The organism is Bordetella muralis, assembly GCF_054781015.1.
This window is the reverse complement of record NZ_BAAGVF010000006.1, coordinates 788333-803818: the sequence shown is the minus strand read 5'-3', so window position 1 is coordinate 803818 and position 15486 is coordinate 788333. Positions and strand designations below refer to the sequence as shown.

Genomic DNA, 15486 nt, shown 5'->3' with positions numbered 1-15486 from the left:
GTTCAATGCTGCGCCAAGTGTTGTGCGATGATTGCCGAAGTACCGAGAATATCAGGGTATTTCTCGCCGGCGTCTACGCGTTGCAAGGTTTGTTTTTCCCCGGTTTGCAGGCCCACGGCTTTGTTGGCGGCAAATTCGATGAGCTCGGGCCGTAGGACGAGGACGCCGTTTTCGTCCGCCAGTATGGCATCTCCAGGGGATACCGCTACGCCGCCGCAGGACACGGGGATGCAGAATTCCCCGCCTATGCCCAATGTTTTTACGGTAATCGTGGTGAGTCCCCGTGACCAGACTGGCAAGCCATAGCGTCGCAGTTCTTCGATATCGGTGACGACGCCGTCCACGATGATGCCTACGACCCCGGCTGCACGCGCGGCATAGGCCAATGCGCCGCCGAGGCTGGCGTGACGCTGGTCGCCGCAACGGTCAATGACCAGGATATCGCCCGGACGGGCCTGGCCCACGGCGTAATGCGCCATCGCGCCATCGGGGCCGGGGTAGCGCACGGTCACGGCAGTGCCCGCGATACGTTTGGGCGGCAGCATCGCGCGGATACCGCTATCCATGAAACCCGTGTGCAGAAAATGGCCGATCGTGGCGGGCTCTGCCCGGCTGAGCAGTTCAATGCGTTCGGGAGCGATGGGTTCGGGAAGCGATTTCAACAGGTACATGAGAACTGTCTCCAGATTCAGGTGTGGGAGCCGATGTTCGGTTCGGCTGAGCGTTGATAAAACGATGGTCTATCGATACCAGAGAGCGACTTCAGGCCAGACGATGAGGATCCCTACCAAGGTCAGCAGTGCGAGCAAGTAGGGGGACACGCCGATGAATACGTCCATGAGCGAGCCACGTCCGCGTGTGGCTTGCACCACGTAGCAATTCATGCCGACGGGCGGTGTGATGAGACCGGCCTCGGTGGCGAGGATGACCATGATGCCGAACCAGACAGGATCAAACCCCAGTTTGGCCATGATGGGCGCGAGCACGGGTACGGTCAGGACCGTCAGCGACAACCCCTCCAGAAAGCAGCCCAGGATCAGGTAGATGAGCACGACCAGCAGGACCAGCGCGTAGGTGCTGAGATTCAGGTCGAGCACAAAGCTCTCGAGCAGGCGCGAAAAGCCAATCATGCCCAGAGCAAAGTTCAGCAACGCGGCAAAGATGATGATGATCATCAGAATGGCATTGGTCTTTGCCGTGGCAAATAGCGCCGAGTTCAGAATGCTGAAAGACATTCGGCGTCTGACGAGTGCCAGCACGACGGTCGCAATGACACCGAGCGCAGCGGCCTCGGTTGGCGTGGCAATGCCTGCATAAATGGAGCCCACCACCACCAGGAACAGCCCTAAGGGCGGCAGCAGCTTGGGCAACGTGGCAATGCGCATGCTCCAGTCGGTCTCGATAGGTTTGCCGCTCCATTCCGGTCGCAGGATGCACAGAATGGTCGTCACCAACATGAACAGGGCGGTCAGAATCAAGCCTGGCACAATGCCGGCCAGATAGAGCTCGGGGATGGATGTATTGGTGATGCTGCCGTAGACGATCAGATTGATGGACGGCGGAATCAGAATCCCCAGCGTGCCGCCTGCGGCAATGCTGCCCAGAAACAGCCGTTCGTTATAGCTGTGCAGTTTGATTTGAGGAATGGCGATCGAACCGATGGTGGCAGCGGTGGCGAGGCTGGATCCCGATGTGGCGGCAAAGATGGCGCTGGTGGCGACATTGGTTTGCATCAATCGTCCCGGCATCTTGTTCAGCCACGGTGCGACGGCATCGTACATTTCGCCGGCAATGCCGCTACGTACGAAGATCTCACCGAGCATGATGAATAAGGGGACCGAGATCAGCACGTAGTTTTGCGACTGGGCCCAGGCTGTCATTCCGAGCGAATCTACGATGGGGGCTGGAGAGATCAGTCCCACCGCGAGAGCGCCCAGGCCGATGACTGAAAAAATGGGCAGGCCGGCAAAGAAAAGAATGAATGCGCCCAGGATGAAGGCGATGCCGATCGTCATACCGTGTACTCCCCGGACTGCTCGCTTTCTTCTATGAGCGTGATCGTTTCCTCGTACTTGCCTTGCAGGGCAAGGCCAAGGCTCTCCAGCAGTACCAGTACCGCAGAGATCAGAAAGAGCAAGACGCCAGCCAGGAAAATGAACTGAGGTATCCACATGGGCACGCGCAACGGTGTGTTTGATACCGCATCAAATGTCCATGAGTCGAAAGCGAGAATCCATACCTGCCATGCCAGGACGCCGATCAGGCCGACCGTCGCCAGGACGGCCAGCACGTCAAGCCAGGCTTTGGCGCGTGGCGGCAGCGTCATGTGCAGAACATTCACTCGTATGTGGCTGCCTTGGAAAAAGGCGTACGAGAGGGCCCAACTCGTAGCCAGGGCGAGCGCATAGCCGCCGAGTTCGTCGGCGCCGACGAATGCGATGCCGAATATTTTGCGGACCACGACGTCGGTGCTGACCAACAGTGTCGTGGCGAACAGGACGTAGAGTCCGGTCAGGGCTGCAATGCGAGACAGGCGCTCGAACAGAATTCGGGCACTGGCGAGATAAGACATGTTCTCTCCCGTGCTGCCCATCTGTCCCGCGTACCTCAGGGACAGGCGGGCAGGGTGTAGGTTGGATTATTGAACTGGAATCGTCATGTCGACGGTTTTGCCGACCGTGTTGTTCCACGCTGTGGCGCAGTCTTTGCCGCACGCCTTGCCATACTGGGGCAGCACTTTCTGCTGAACGACTTCGCGCACTTTGGCCAGGTCTTCTTTGCTGGGCTCGACCAATTTCATCTTGCCCGGCGTGACGCCAGCTTGTCCGATCATGGTGCAGCGTTTGTCGGCAGTGTTGCACCAGATGCCTTCTTGGACGTTCTTGGTTTGAATGGTGTCGCTGATGTTGCGGTAGTAATAATCTATCGCTTTGGTCAGCCATGCGCGTTGGGTCTCGTCCAGTCTGGCCAGGCTCTTGGTGTTGATGACCTGAATGGTGGGCGCCCAGCCTGCGATCAGCGTGAACATGGTGTCGGAGACTTCGTAGAGCTTTGCGGTATTGCCGGACATGGTGCCGGTAATCACGCAATCGATGACGCCGCGCTGCAGGGCCGGGACCAGTTCGCCGAACGCCATGGTGACGGGGGCGGCGCCCAGGCCTTGTACCAACTCGGACAGCGTACTCGAGCTGACGCGTACTTTCTTACCTTTCAGGTCATCGACGGTTTTGATGTCGCCCCTGCAAAAAAAGGTTTGTGCGCCCGACATACCGGCGCCCAGCAGATTGACGCGGTAGCGCTTTTGCAAGGCAGTTTCGGCCGCGGGTTCGTAGGCGGCCAGCACTTTTTTGATGGTATCTACCGACGTGGCTACACCAGCGAGGTCGAATCCGTCCAGGGTCGGGACATCGCCGGAACCATAGTTGGCGACCATGTTGGCCATGTCGAATGTGCCCTGAGAAACGAGTTGCAGGGCGTCCGATGGTTGAGCGTTGATGTCGGTGACACTGTTCAGGGTTGCAGTGACCTTGCCGGCGCCCAGTTCTTTAACGGTTTCGCTCCAGAAGGGCTTGACGACGAATACCCATTCCGCTGTACCCACCGGTGGCCCCAGCACGCGCATGGAAAAGGGCTTCATTTCCTGTGCGAGAGACAGCAACTCGGCTTTGGTATCGGTTTGCGCACGCACCGTCGTTGCCGCCAATGCGGTGACGATCACCGCTGCGGCAGAAAGGAATTGTTTATGGATCTGCTTCATGGTAGTCCTCTGTTGTGTAGACGCGTGCGCGAGGCGACGCGGCGGAACCAAGTGAATAACAGCAGGAGCCGCAGTGGCTCTTGTGCAATCTAGATCAAACGCAGTTGTTCGACCGGGACATCGCCGATCAGCATGTGCCCTGGAGCGTGAGTAATCAGGATCGGGGGTTTGGCGAGCAGCGCTGCAGCTTGCGGTGTGACGCCGCATCCCCAGAAAATGGGGACTTCGCCTGGCAGGATGTCAGTGGGTTCGCCTTCGTCGGGACGATTGACATCGGCGATGCCGATCTCGGCGGGATTGCCCATATGGACGGGCGCGCCGTGCGCACCGGGCAGGCGAGCACAGACTTCGTAAGCGATGCGGGCCTGTTCAGGCGTATAGGGCCGCATCGAAACCACCATCGGTCCTTGGAAAGCGCCGATGCGTTTGGTCTGGATCGAGCTGTGATACATCGGGACGATTTTTCCTTCGTCCACATGCCTGACGCGCAGGCCTGCTTGTTCGAGGGCGTATTCGAACGACAAGGAGCATCCCAGCACAAAGCCTACAAAATCGTCTTGCCACAAGGAGGACACGTCATCGACTTCATCTACGAGCAGTCCATCGCGCCAGACGCGGTAGCGCGGCAGATCGGTTCTGAGGTCGATGTCAGTGCCTAGCATGGGTACTGCGGGATCACCGGGTCGAGTCATCCCGATCAAGGGGCAGGGCGTGGGATTGGCCTGGCAATACCCATAGAAATCCTCGGCCCAGCTTTTGGGCAGGATCACCAGGTTGCCCTGGCCATAGCCCGGCGCCATGCCGCTGGTGTTGCCGTTGAATGATCCTTGGCGCGCTTGCGCGCGAACTCCTGCGGGTGTTGCGGCCCACGGTGGTAGTTGATGTTGCGTGTCGGTGGATGTCATGGGGTCGGGCGCTCCGAGAATAAACGGCCTGTCGGCGTTGCGTGTTCGAGACTGTCGATGGCGTGTAAAGACGCCCATATCGTGGCCTGGTTTGACGTCACCACGGGCACGTTCAACGAGGACTCCAGCGTCTGTACGCACTCCAGTGATCGCCACGCGGTACACGAGCAGAACAGCGCCTGTGCGCTGCCGTCGAAATGCTCGAGCGCGAACTGCGCGATTTCCGCAGGGGACTGATCGTTGATGGCCCGATGGCCGTTTGCAGCGGCCCGAACATCACCGTGCACATCTTTGACGTCCATGCCTTGTGCCGTGTAGTACTCGGCGAGTTTTCGGTTCGTCCAGTCGGGATAGGGCGTCATGACGGAGATGGTGCGCACGTTCAAGGACCGGAACGCTTGTGATACCGCAGTACTGGTAGTCACGCATGGAATGCCGGTGCGCTGCTCAATGGCGTTCTTGACCTGTTCGTCCCAATCTGCGCCGCGATAAAAGCTGCCCGAGGTGCAGGCGTAGGCGATGACGTCTATCTTTGCGGTGGCCAGCAGCGCTGCTTTTTCGTGCAGATCCCGATTCATCAGGTCCAGCGATTCCTCAGTCATCGTGCCGTCAGGAATGTACAAACGTTCGCTGTGCACGGTCACCGCGTCAGATAGCAGCCGCTGAAAATCGGCTTCGACGGATGTGTTGGTCGATGGAATGAGAATACCGATACGCTTTGGAATCATGCCGTTCCTTTTCCCCGGATCTGTGTTGTGACCGCTTTGGTACACTTTTATGTCACTGCCACTCCCATCCTATATGGCATGTCAGGGGTGAGGGTAATCAAAATTCCTAACGGGGCTGCGGTCAATTTCTATCATGGTGATATCCCTAACCCAGATAGAGACTTTTTACTGGGTTGCCCGGCTAAAGAGTTTCCATGCGGCTTCCCGGCATCTGCATTTGACGCAGCCGACGGTGTCTACACGCATCCAGGAACTCGAAGGCGTGGTGGGCTACCGGCTTTTCGAGCGCGACGCAAAGGGCGCGGCGCTGACGCCGAAAGGCGCGTCGTTTCTGAACAAGGCCACTGAGCTGCTAAAGCTCGCCGACGACGTGCTGACCGAGGACGTGGTGCCTATGCGCGGTCTGCTGCGATTGGGCACGAATGAGTCCGCTGCGCTGTCTGGTTTGGGAGCGTTTCTTGCCGGCCTCAGCGAGCGCTATCCCTCGCTGCAAGTGGAATTGAGCGTAGATGTCGGATCTATTTTGCGCGGCAGATTGTGTGCGGGAGGATTGGATTTCGCTATTTCCACCGACCCTGGCGCTCATCCGCATATTCGCGATGTGTTGCTGGGCGATTCTGAAATGTGCTGGGTCGGTGCAAAGGGAAAGGTCAGACAGACCGCGCCCCTGACAGCGGCTGATATTGCACGCATGCCTGTGCTGACGGTGCCGGCGCCGTCTGCGTTGCATGCACTGAATATGTCGTGGTTCGCTGGCGCACGCGTTTCGCCTCCGCGGGTTAATTCGTGCAATTCATTGGCGGTGATGGTGCGCCTGGTCGTGTCTGGCACGGCAGTGGCTATTTTGCCGCGCGCTATTCTGGAACGCGAGTTGGCCGATGACAGCATCGATATCCTGACGGTTGACCGGCCGGTGCCGCCGCTGGCTATCTATGCGTCGTTCCCGCTCATCGGCGACATACGTATATCGGAGAGCATCGCAGACATGGCGTGTGAGGCGTTGTTGGATTCGCAACTGATTCAGGGCTGCGGCTGACTTGCCGCCAGCCCGTGGCGGTCAGCGTTAATGCCCGTTCTGCAACAACGCACTCAACGCCGCAACCGTGCGCGTGAGTTGCGCTTCGGTATGCAGGCACGAAATAAAGAACCGCAATCGCGCCGATTTTTCCGGTACGGCCGGGTACAAGATGGGCTGTACGTTGATGCCTTGTTCGAACAATGATGCCGACAGACGCGCTGCCTTTAACGAACTGGCGGTGATTGCAGGGACGACCGCATAACCCGTACTGCTGCCGGTGTCGATGCCGGCGGCTTGCGCGGTTTTCAGGAAATAACGGCCACGCGCCTGCATCGTGGCAACGCGTTCCGGCAGGTCCTGCATGCGGCGCAAGGCGGCCAGCGAGGCGGCGGCGACACTGGGGGGCATGCCTACGCTGTATAGAAAGCCCGGTGCCAGGAATTTCAAATGCTCGATGAGGGCATGTTCGCCGGCAATGTATCCCCCGCAGCCCGCCAGCGTTTTGCTAAGCGTGCCCATCCAGATGTCTACGTCTTTACCAGCCAGGCCAAAATGCTCGCGGATGCCATAGCCGCGTTTGCCCATGACGCCCAGCGAATGCGCCTCGTCCACCATCAAAAAGGCTTTGTGGCGGCGTTTAATCTCGACAAAGCGGGGCAGGTCGGGGTAGTCGCCATCCATGCTGTAGATGCCTTCGAGCACGATGAGGACGCGTTCGAATTGGTGGCGCTGCTCGGTCAGAATGTCGTCCAGGGCTGCCCAGTCATTGTGGGGAAAGGACAGGCGGCGGGCACCGGATAGCTGTGCACCCTGCAGGATGCTGTTGTGGATGAATTCGTCGTGCAGAATCAGGTCGCGCGGGCCAAACAGGTAACCGATGGTGGATACGTTGGTCGCGTGGCCGCTGACGAATGCGATGGCCTCATCGACCTCGTAGATATCGGCGAGGGCGCGCTCGAGGTCGCGATGGATGGGGCGCTCGCCCGAGACCAGCCGGCTGGCGGACACAGAAGTGCCGTAGCGTTCCATCGCCTGGCGTGCCGCGGCCTGGACGACCGGGTCGCCGGACATGCCCAGATAGTTGTAGCTGGCGTAGTTGATGTAGGACTTGCCGCCGATCTGGGTGTCGGCCCCGGCCGTGCCTTCGTGCAGCTTGAAAAACGGGCTGCGTACGCCCATTCGGGCGGCGCCTTCGTTCATGATTTGCAGCTGACGGTATCCCGGATGCAGATCGAATCGATAGAACTCTTCGGGGATGGCATTTTTGCGCGCGGACGACTGGAATAGCGTCCGCGCAGGCGGCTCTTGCCCGGCTTGGCGCAGCTTGCGTTCCAGGGCTTGCTGGATCAGCTTGTCTTTGATGCTGGCTGACAGGCCGGGCAGGCCTTTTTTGGTGAGGGTCACGGTCAGTGGATCATGCGTTTGCTGTTGATGTTCCCTGATTTTAGTTCATCGGCGAATTTGGCCAGGGCGTCGGCCGGAACTTCGTCGGTGTGTTGCGAGACGACTTGCTCGACTTGGGCCAGGACCGTGTCCTGTTCGGCATGGTCGCCGTCGCCGCGCAGCAGTTGGATCAAGCGATCGGCCAGCTTGGACAAGGTGGGGCTCTCGTTGAGCGCCATGACGGGCAGGCGGATGCCAAACCGGTTTTCCAGGGCGACGACCAGCTCGACGCCCATCAGGGAATCGAGACCCATGTCATAGACCGAGACGTCGGGATTGATCTTGTCGGCAGATACGCGCAGGATTTCGCTGACTTCGGTCTTGAGCATCTCGACGAATACGGGATGCAGGGCCGCGTCGTCCATGGTCGCCAACAGGTGCGAGATGTCGCGGGCATCGCCGTCGTCGTCGCCGCTGTCGCTGCTGCGACGGGCCAGGACGCTGAATTTAGGCGTGTTGGCGCTGGGCAGGAAACGGCGCAGGGCGCGCCAATCCAGTTCCAGCACGCCCAGGCCGCTGGCATTGGCCAGCAGCATGTCTTCGAGAGCATGCAGGGCTGTGTCAGAGGCCAGCGCTGCGCCGCCCATACGGCTTTGCAGGGCGTCCTTGATTTTCTTGTTGCGCGCCAGGTAGCCGACGTCGTCGATCGCGCCCCAGCGTACGCAGGTGGCCGGGCGGCCTTGCGCGCGGCGTTGGCGGGCCAGCCCTTCGAGCCACATGTTGGCGGCGACGTAGTTGGCTTGGCCGGGGTTGCCGAACAGCGTGGTGCCAGACGAGAACATGACAAAGAAGTCCAGCGTCAGGTCCTGCGTGGCGGTGTCCAGGTGTTGGCCGCCCAGGACTTTGGGGGCGAGCACACGCTGGATCTGTTCGGCAGTGGCGTTGCGGATCAGGCCGTCGTCGATGACCATGGCGGCATGCACAATGCCTTTTAACGGCGGCATGGTGGTTTGGATATGCGCGACCAGGTCGTTGACGGCCTGTGCGTCGGTGACGTCGCAGGGCGCGGCATGCACAGTGACGCCGCGGGCCTGCAGCGCGGCGATGGCCTCTTGTGCCGTCTCGGAGGCAGGGCCGCTGCGGCTGACCAGCGCCAGATGGCGGGCGCCTTTGTCGGCGAGCCATTGCGCGGTACGCAGGCCGAAGCCGCTAAGACCGCCGGTGATCAGATAGGTGGCCTGCTCGGGCAGTGTCAGTGCGGCGGCCTCGGCCGTCGTAGCGGCGTTATGCGTGTGACGGATGCCGTTGCGATAAGTGATGACGATTTTGCCGATCTGGCGCGCCTGCTGCATGTAGCGGAAGGCGTCAACGATGTCGTTGGCGTCGAATTCCTGATAGGGCAAGGGATGCAGCACGCCCTGGGCAAAGAGCGCCATCATTTCGCCGAACAGGCGGCGGGTCAGGGCAGGGCGCTCGTGCATCAGTTGGTCGGCATCGATGCCAAAATAGCTGATGTTGTTGCGGAACGGGCGCAGGCCGATGCGCGTGTTTTCGTAGAAGTCGCGTTTGCCCAGTTCGAGGAACCGGCCGAAGGGCTTCAGCACACGCAGGTTGCGGTTGACGGCTTCGCCGGCCAGCGAATTCAGGACCACGTCTACACCTTGGCCTTGGGTGTCGGCCAGAATGTCATCGGCATAGGCCAATGAACGCGAATCGTAGATGTGCTGCACGCCCATCAGGCGCAGGAAGTCGCGCTTTTCCTCAGAGCCGGCGGTGGCGTAGATCTCTGCGCCACGGGCTTGTGCGAACTGGATGGCGGCGATGCCGACGCCGCCTGCCGCGCCATGGATCAGGACCTTTTCGCCTTCTTCGAGCTGGGCCAGGTGGTGCAGCGCGTAGTAGACGGTGAAGAAGGTGCTGGGGATCGTCGCCGCAGCCTCGAAGGAGATGCCTTCGGGGATGTGGGAGATGGCGCTGGCTTTGGTAAAGACACGGTTGGAGAAGCTGGCCGGGCCAAAGCCCACGACTGCGTCACCGGGCTGGTAGCCGCCTTCGGCCTGAGGGCCGACGCGTCGCACGGTACCTGCGAATTCCAGGCCTAGCGTGGGGCCGGCAAAGCCGTTTTCGATGGCTTCGTCCGACAACAGGCCCAAGGCGTACATCACGTCGCGGAAATTCAGGCCGGTGGCGTGGACGTCGATTTCCAGCTGGTCGTCGGCCAGCTCGGCCGCCGGGCCGGCTTGCCAACGCAGGTTGCGCAACTGGCCGGGGAATTCAAAGCCCAGGCTGATCTGGTCTGCCGTGTGGTCAGGCTCGGTGGCGCTGGACGGACGGGGCAAGGCATGCAGTCGAGGTGCGTAGCGCTCGCCATTGGCCGTGAGAGCGGCTTCCTGTTCGGTGTCAGGGTGGCACAGCTCGCGCGCCAGGGCCTCGATCAGGATGTCGGTGGGTTCGGCGCAGGGCAGGTCCAGCAAGCGCACGCCGTAGTTGGCGGCCTCGTTCATCATCGTGCGTCCGTAGCCCCACAGCGGGGTATCGTTCAGCCCGGTGGACAAGGCATCGGACGTGGCCAGATGCTGCGCGGCGCCTACGGTGATGAGCCAGAGGGTGGCTTTGCTGTTGCTGCGTTCGAGCGCCTGGGCGAGGGACGCGGCCAGGGCGCAACGGCGGACTTGTGTCTGCAGTTGGGCGGTTTGGCTGGCGGCGTTCGCGACCAGACCGTCCAGGTGGATGATGCCGTGAATGGCGCCCAATTGGCTGGTGGCTTGAGCCAGCAGCGCATCCAGATTGGCGGAGTCGATGTTGCGCTGGATCACGGTGCGATGACCGGCTGCGGTCAGGGCCGTGGTGATGGCCTGGGCCAGCGCGGTGTCCGCGTCTTGGGATCCGGTCAGCAGCAACCAGCCAGGCTGCTCGGGCCGCGTGCTCGCCTGCACAGCCGGGGCCGCCGGCCGGGTGCCGGCAGATGCCGCGGTCGCGACAGCATTCAACAGATAGGGGCCTGACAAAGACTCGGGGACGAACTCCAGCACCGGACTGCACGTATAGCCCTGCTGTGTCAGCATGTCCTGCCACAGGCGGGCGGGATACTGGCATGAGGCGCGCAGCCCATCGGCGTCGGCCGGCGTCCACCAAGTGGCTTGCGCACCAGCGACGAAGTCCAGCCAGGCGACGGGATGATGGCCGAGCAGCAGCAAGGTGCCACCGGATTTCAGATGCGTGCGAGCATATTCCAACGTGCGCAGGGTGTCGTCAGCGTTGGCGCTGTCCGCATGCAGGACGACCAGGTCGTAGTAATCGGATTCGCCGGGTTGCGAGGCGTCGTCGATCAGGCCGCACGAGGCATCGGGGTAGGCGTCCAGCAGGCGTTGGGCTTGTTCGATGGCGGCTTGCTGGGTGGAGACGTAGCGGTAGTCGGCCAGGTCGAAATCCAGCGTGGTGCAGCAGTGCACGGCAAAGGCCGGCGTGTAGGCGCTGATTTCCAGTACGTTCAACCGGGTGCCGGCACGCAATTGACTTTGCGCCTGGGCCAGCAAGGTTTGCAGGGTGGCGCCGATGCGTTCGCGAGCTTCGGTGCCCAGGATCTGGTGCGTCAATGCGCTGGGCGATGCATCAGCCGGGCAGACTGCGTCCAATGTGACCTGGCCCTGCAGCAATTGGCCCAGATGCAGGCCAACGCGGCCGACGGCGTGCACGATGTGTGCATAGTCGGGGTACTCGCGCAACAGGCTGTTCCAGATGTCGATGACGTCGGGAGCATTGTCTTCCGCTGCGGGGATGCCCCAGCCCGAGGGCGAGCGTTCCAGCAGGCCGGTGTCGGTGGCCCGCGCCAACAGGTGGTCCAGCAAGGCGGCGGTGTCGGGCGAAGTCTGGCGGCAGCGCTCGACAGCGTCGTTGTATAGATGGTGGCCGTTGGGCGCCAGCGTGGTCAGCGCCCGGACAAAGAAATGATCACACAGGCTGTCCAGCAAGGGCTCGATTTCGTGGGCGTAGCGCGTATGGGTCTGGTCCTGCGCGGCGCTGGCGGCCAGGGTGGTCCAGGCGTCGGCGGCGGCACCGGTATCCAGCTCACTGATGCGGCTGCGCGGATCCAGCGCGTGCGGGCGAGGCACGCCAGCGTCGTCTACGAAGTCCAGCGTGTCGCCGGCCGTTTTGGATAGACGGATGCTCTTGAAGCGGGCTTCGCGCACGGCGGCGATTTGTTCGCCGGCGGCGTTGTAGATGTCGAATTCGGCTGTCAGCGAATGCGGCGCACGGCGCAACAGGCGTGCGCGCACGAAATGCGGTACGTCCGTTTCCGAGCGCACGGCCAAGCGTCCGATTTTGGCGGGCACGAAGGCGACGCCCTGACCCATGGCGGGGTCGTCACGCAGCAGTTGGATGATCAACTGGAATGTGCAGTCCAGCAGTGCCGGGTGCAACAGGCTTTGCGGCAGCTGATCTTGCAGCACGGTGGCTGGCTGCAGGACGGCCAGCACGGTGTCGTCGGATTCTTTCCAGCCATGACGTACGGCACGGAAAGCATCGCCGTAATCCAGGCCCACCGCACGAGTCAGCAGGGCATGGCTATCGGTGGTGAAGTCGTAGGGGCGCTCGAGAGCGCGCACGGGCACGCCCCTGATCAAGGCGTCGCTGGCCTCGCGCAGAATACGGGCCGAAGCGTGCAGAGTCCAGGGCTCGGCGCTGCCTACGTCTTTGGCCTGGATACGCAAGCTGCCGTCAGAGGTATCGACCGTCACGCGGGTGCGTTTGGACGGCGAGGCGGCCAACAGCAGCGGGGCGCGGATTTCGAGCTCTTCGATTTCCAGCCAGGGTGCAGGCTGCCATTGCTGCGCGGCGGCCAAGGCGATCTCGGCAAATCCGCTGCCCGGGAATACGGTGGCGTCGCCGACGATGTGATCGGCCAGCCAGGCGTACAGCTTGGTATCGAGCTGGTTTTCCCAGATGCCTTCGTGCTGGCTGAGCGGATATCCCAGCAGGGGATGGACCTTGGCCCGCTGCAGTTGACCCAGCGAGTCGGCGCTGGTCGGGTGCCAATAGCGCTCGCGCTGCCATGGGTAGGCCGGCATGATGATGTGGCGGCCTTCCCAGGGGAACAGGTCTTGCCAGTCAGTTTGCGCGCCGCTCAGGATGGCTTGGCCAGCGGTGTCATGAATGCGGGCAGGATCGTCGTTGCCACGGCTGGCGGTCAGCAAGACGCGGCCTTTGCGTTCGGCGCTATTCAGACCGTCATTGACATACGAACGCAGTACCGGGTGCGGGCCGACTTCAATGTAGACGTTGTCGCCCCGTGCGATGAGAGCGTCAATGGCCTGGTGAAAACGTACCGGTTCACGGACGTTGCGCCACCAGTAGTCTGCATTGAGGTTTTTGCCGTCCAGCAGCTTGCCGTCTACGGATGAATAGAATGGAGTGTGGCCCGCGCTCGGCGCGAGGCCGGCCAGGACTTGCTGCAACTCTGCCTGGATAGGATCCATGGCAGCGCTGTGAAAGGCATAGTCGAGATCCAGGCGTTTGTAGAACACCTGGCGTTCGGCCAGCACGGCTTCGACGGTGCCTAGAGCGGCTGGGTCGCCTGCCAGGGTGGCGCCGCGCATGCTGTTATAGCCCGCGACGCACACGGCGTTGGTGAGCTGCAGTTCGGTCAACAAGGCGAGGGCGGAGCCGCCGTCTATCCCGACAGCAGTCATGCAGCCATGGCCTTTGGTGCGACCCTGCAGGCGGCTGCGATGGAATATGACCTGAACCGCGTCGGCCAGGGTCAACGCGCCGCATGCCCAGGCGGCGGCGACTTCGCCGACGCTATGGCCGATGACGCCGGTCGGCAAGATGCCGCGCTGCGCCAGCATGCGGGTGATGCCTACCTGGATCGCGAACAAGGCGGGCTGCGCGACTTCGGTACGTGCGTATTGGTTGGCACTGTCGGTGCGCGCGAGTTCGTCGCCCAGACGATAACCGGCCAGGGGCGCAAACAACGTATCGATTTCGTGGACGGCTTCGGCAAAAACCGGATCGGCCAGCAGTTGCCGGCCCATGCCGTCCCACTGTGAGCCGTTTCCCGAATAGACGAATACTGCGCCTTGTGCGTCGGGCACGGCGCTGCCCGATGCCACGCTGTAGCGAGGGGCGTCGCCGTCGGCGAACTGCACCAGGGCTTGTGCGACTTGTTCACTGTCGGTGCCATAGACGACAGCGCGTTCGGCGTGCCATTCGCGGCGCATGGCGGCGTGATAGGCGACGTCGTATAGCGCGCGTCCAGGCTGGCTTTGCAGGACACCTGCCAAGTCGCGGGCAGCGGCCTTCAGCGCCTCGGGTGTTTTGCCGGACACGATCACGGGTACCGCGGCGGTGTTGGCCAGCTTGTCGGCCGGATCGTTGTCGGCTTCGGGAGCGCTTTGCAGAATGACGTGCGCGTTTGCGCCGCCAAAGCCGAACGAGTTGACGCCGATGGTCAGCGTGCCGCTGGCGGGCAGGGCATAGTTCTCGGTGGCAACGGAGATATTCCAGTTGTCGAACTCGATGGCGGGGTTCAGCGTCTGGATGCCGATGGTGGCGGGTACGACGCGGTGCTGCAGGCTGTAGATGGCCTTGACCAGGCCGGCGACACCGGAGGCAGCCTCGAGGTGGCCCAGGTTGCTTTTGACCGAGCCGATGGTCAGGGGCTTGCCCGTGCCGCGAGGTTGTCCCAGCGCTGCGCCGATGGCGCGCGTCTCGATAGGATCGCCGACGGCGGTGCCGGTGCCGTGAGCCTCCAGATAATCAATGTCGGTGATGTCGATGCCGGCGCGTTCGTACACCTGCTGCATCAGCGAAATCTGCGCATTGGCATTGGGCACGGTCAGGCCGGATTTGCGGCCGTCGGTGTTGACGGCACTGCCCGCGATGACGGCCAGGATGTGATTGCGGTCGGCGACAGCTTGGTCGTAGTCTTTCAGCAAAAACAGGCCGCCGCCTTCGGATCGGACGTAGCCGTCACCCGACGCGTCGAAAACCTTGCAGCGCCCTTCGGGCGACAACATCGAGGCCTTGGAAAACGTGATGAAACCATAGGGGTGCAAGTGCAAGCTGATGCCGCCTGCGATGGCTTGCGTGGTTTCGCCGGTCATGATGGCGCGGCAGGCCTGGTGTACGGCAACCAGCGCCGACGAGCATGCGGTGTCCACGGCCATGCTCGGGCCGTGCAGATCGAACAGGTACGACAGGCGGTTGGCCGCGATACTGGACGTGTTGCCTGTGGCCATCGACGCGTCGACGGCCCCCATGTCGTCGGAAAGGCGATATGAATAATCGGCGCTGGCGATGCCGATATAGACTCCGCAGTCGCTGCCGCGCATGCGCGAGGGCGGTATGCCAGCGCTTTCGATGGCTTCCCAGCACAATTCCAGCAGCATGCGTTGCTGCGGGTCCATCAGAGAAGCTTCGCGCGGCGAAATGCCAAAAAAGTGCGCGTCAAAACCCGAGATGTCGCCCAAGGAGCCGGCCGAGAAGGTATAAGCGGTGCCGGGGTGGTCCTTGGCCGGATGCAGATAGGCGTCTTGTTGCCAACGGCTGGCGTCAACTTGGGTGACCAGATCGCGTCCGGCCATCAGGTCATTCCAATATCGCTCGGTATCCGTTTGCGGAAACCGGAACGAGAGCCCTACGACGGCAACACGTTTTGCCATGAATGAAATTCCTTCAACAACAGCTCTTGAG

At 61.8% G+C, this 15486-nt stretch carries 9 protein-coding genes; 1 reads left to right on the top strand and 8 read right to left on the bottom strand.

Annotated features, from left to right (window positions below; translation table 11 throughout):
• Positions 1–2: 2 nt before the first annotated feature.
• From ACYVIT_RS14705 to ACYVIT_RS14680, 6 genes are all read right to left on the bottom strand, one after another.
• Positions 3–671: an RraA family protein gene (locus ACYVIT_RS14705; protein ID WP_415807201.1), complete on the bottom strand. Its 669-nt coding sequence runs from the start codon at positions 669–671 to the stop codon at positions 3–5.
• Between the two features lie 69 nt (positions 672–740).
• Positions 741–2015: a TRAP transporter large permease gene (locus ACYVIT_RS14700; RefSeq protein WP_415807200.1), complete on the bottom strand. Its 1275-nt coding sequence runs from the start codon at positions 2013–2015 to the stop codon at positions 741–743.
• A complete protein-coding gene (locus tag ACYVIT_RS14695) occupies positions 2012–2572 on the bottom strand; it encodes a TRAP transporter small permease subunit (RefSeq protein WP_460478219.1) in 561 nt (186 codons plus the stop codon). The genes ACYVIT_RS14700 and ACYVIT_RS14695 overlap by 4 nt, the downstream gene beginning before the upstream one ends.
• 66 nt (positions 2573–2638) lie before the next feature.
• Complete coding sequence (gene dctP, locus ACYVIT_RS14690) at positions 2639–3757, bottom strand: TRAP transporter substrate-binding protein DctP (protein WP_415807199.1); 1119 nt, start codon at positions 3755–3757, stop codon at positions 2639–2641.
• 89 nt (positions 3758–3846) lie between these two features.
• Positions 3847–4662, bottom strand: coding sequence for a putative hydro-lyase (locus tag ACYVIT_RS14685; protein ID WP_415807198.1), 816 nt, complete (start codon positions 4660–4662; stop codon positions 3847–3849).
• Positions 4659–5390: a maleate cis-trans isomerase family protein gene (locus ACYVIT_RS14680; protein ID WP_415807197.1), complete on the bottom strand. Its 732-nt coding sequence runs from the start codon at positions 5388–5390 to the stop codon at positions 4659–4661. The genes ACYVIT_RS14685 and ACYVIT_RS14680 overlap by 4 nt, the downstream gene beginning before the upstream one ends.
• A gap of 133 nt (positions 5391–5523) precedes the next feature.
• Here ACYVIT_RS14680 and ACYVIT_RS14675 point away from each other — a divergent pair, with 133 nt between their 5' ends.
• Positions 5524–6426, top strand: coding sequence for a LysR family transcriptional regulator (locus ACYVIT_RS14675; RefSeq protein ID WP_415807196.1), 903 nt, complete (start codon positions 5524–5526; stop codon positions 6424–6426).
• A gap of 27 nt (positions 6427–6453) precedes the next feature.
• Here the strand turns inward: ACYVIT_RS14675 and ACYVIT_RS14670 are convergent, their stop codons facing one another.
• Together ACYVIT_RS14670 and ACYVIT_RS14665 are read right to left on the bottom strand one after the other, a co-directional pair.
• Positions 6454–7812 carry an aminotransferase class I/II-fold pyridoxal phosphate-dependent enzyme gene (locus ACYVIT_RS14670; protein WP_415807195.1) on the bottom strand — a complete coding sequence of 453 codons (1359 nt, stop codon included), beginning with the start codon at positions 7810–7812 and terminating at the stop codon, positions 6454–6456.
• Positions 7813–7814: 2 nt separating this feature from the next.
• Positions 7815–15455 carry an SDR family NAD(P)-dependent oxidoreductase gene (locus ACYVIT_RS14665; protein ID WP_415807194.1) on the bottom strand — a complete coding sequence of 2547 codons (7641 nt, stop codon included), beginning with the start codon at positions 15453–15455 and terminating at the stop codon, positions 7815–7817.
• Positions 15456–15486: the final 31 nt, after the last annotated feature.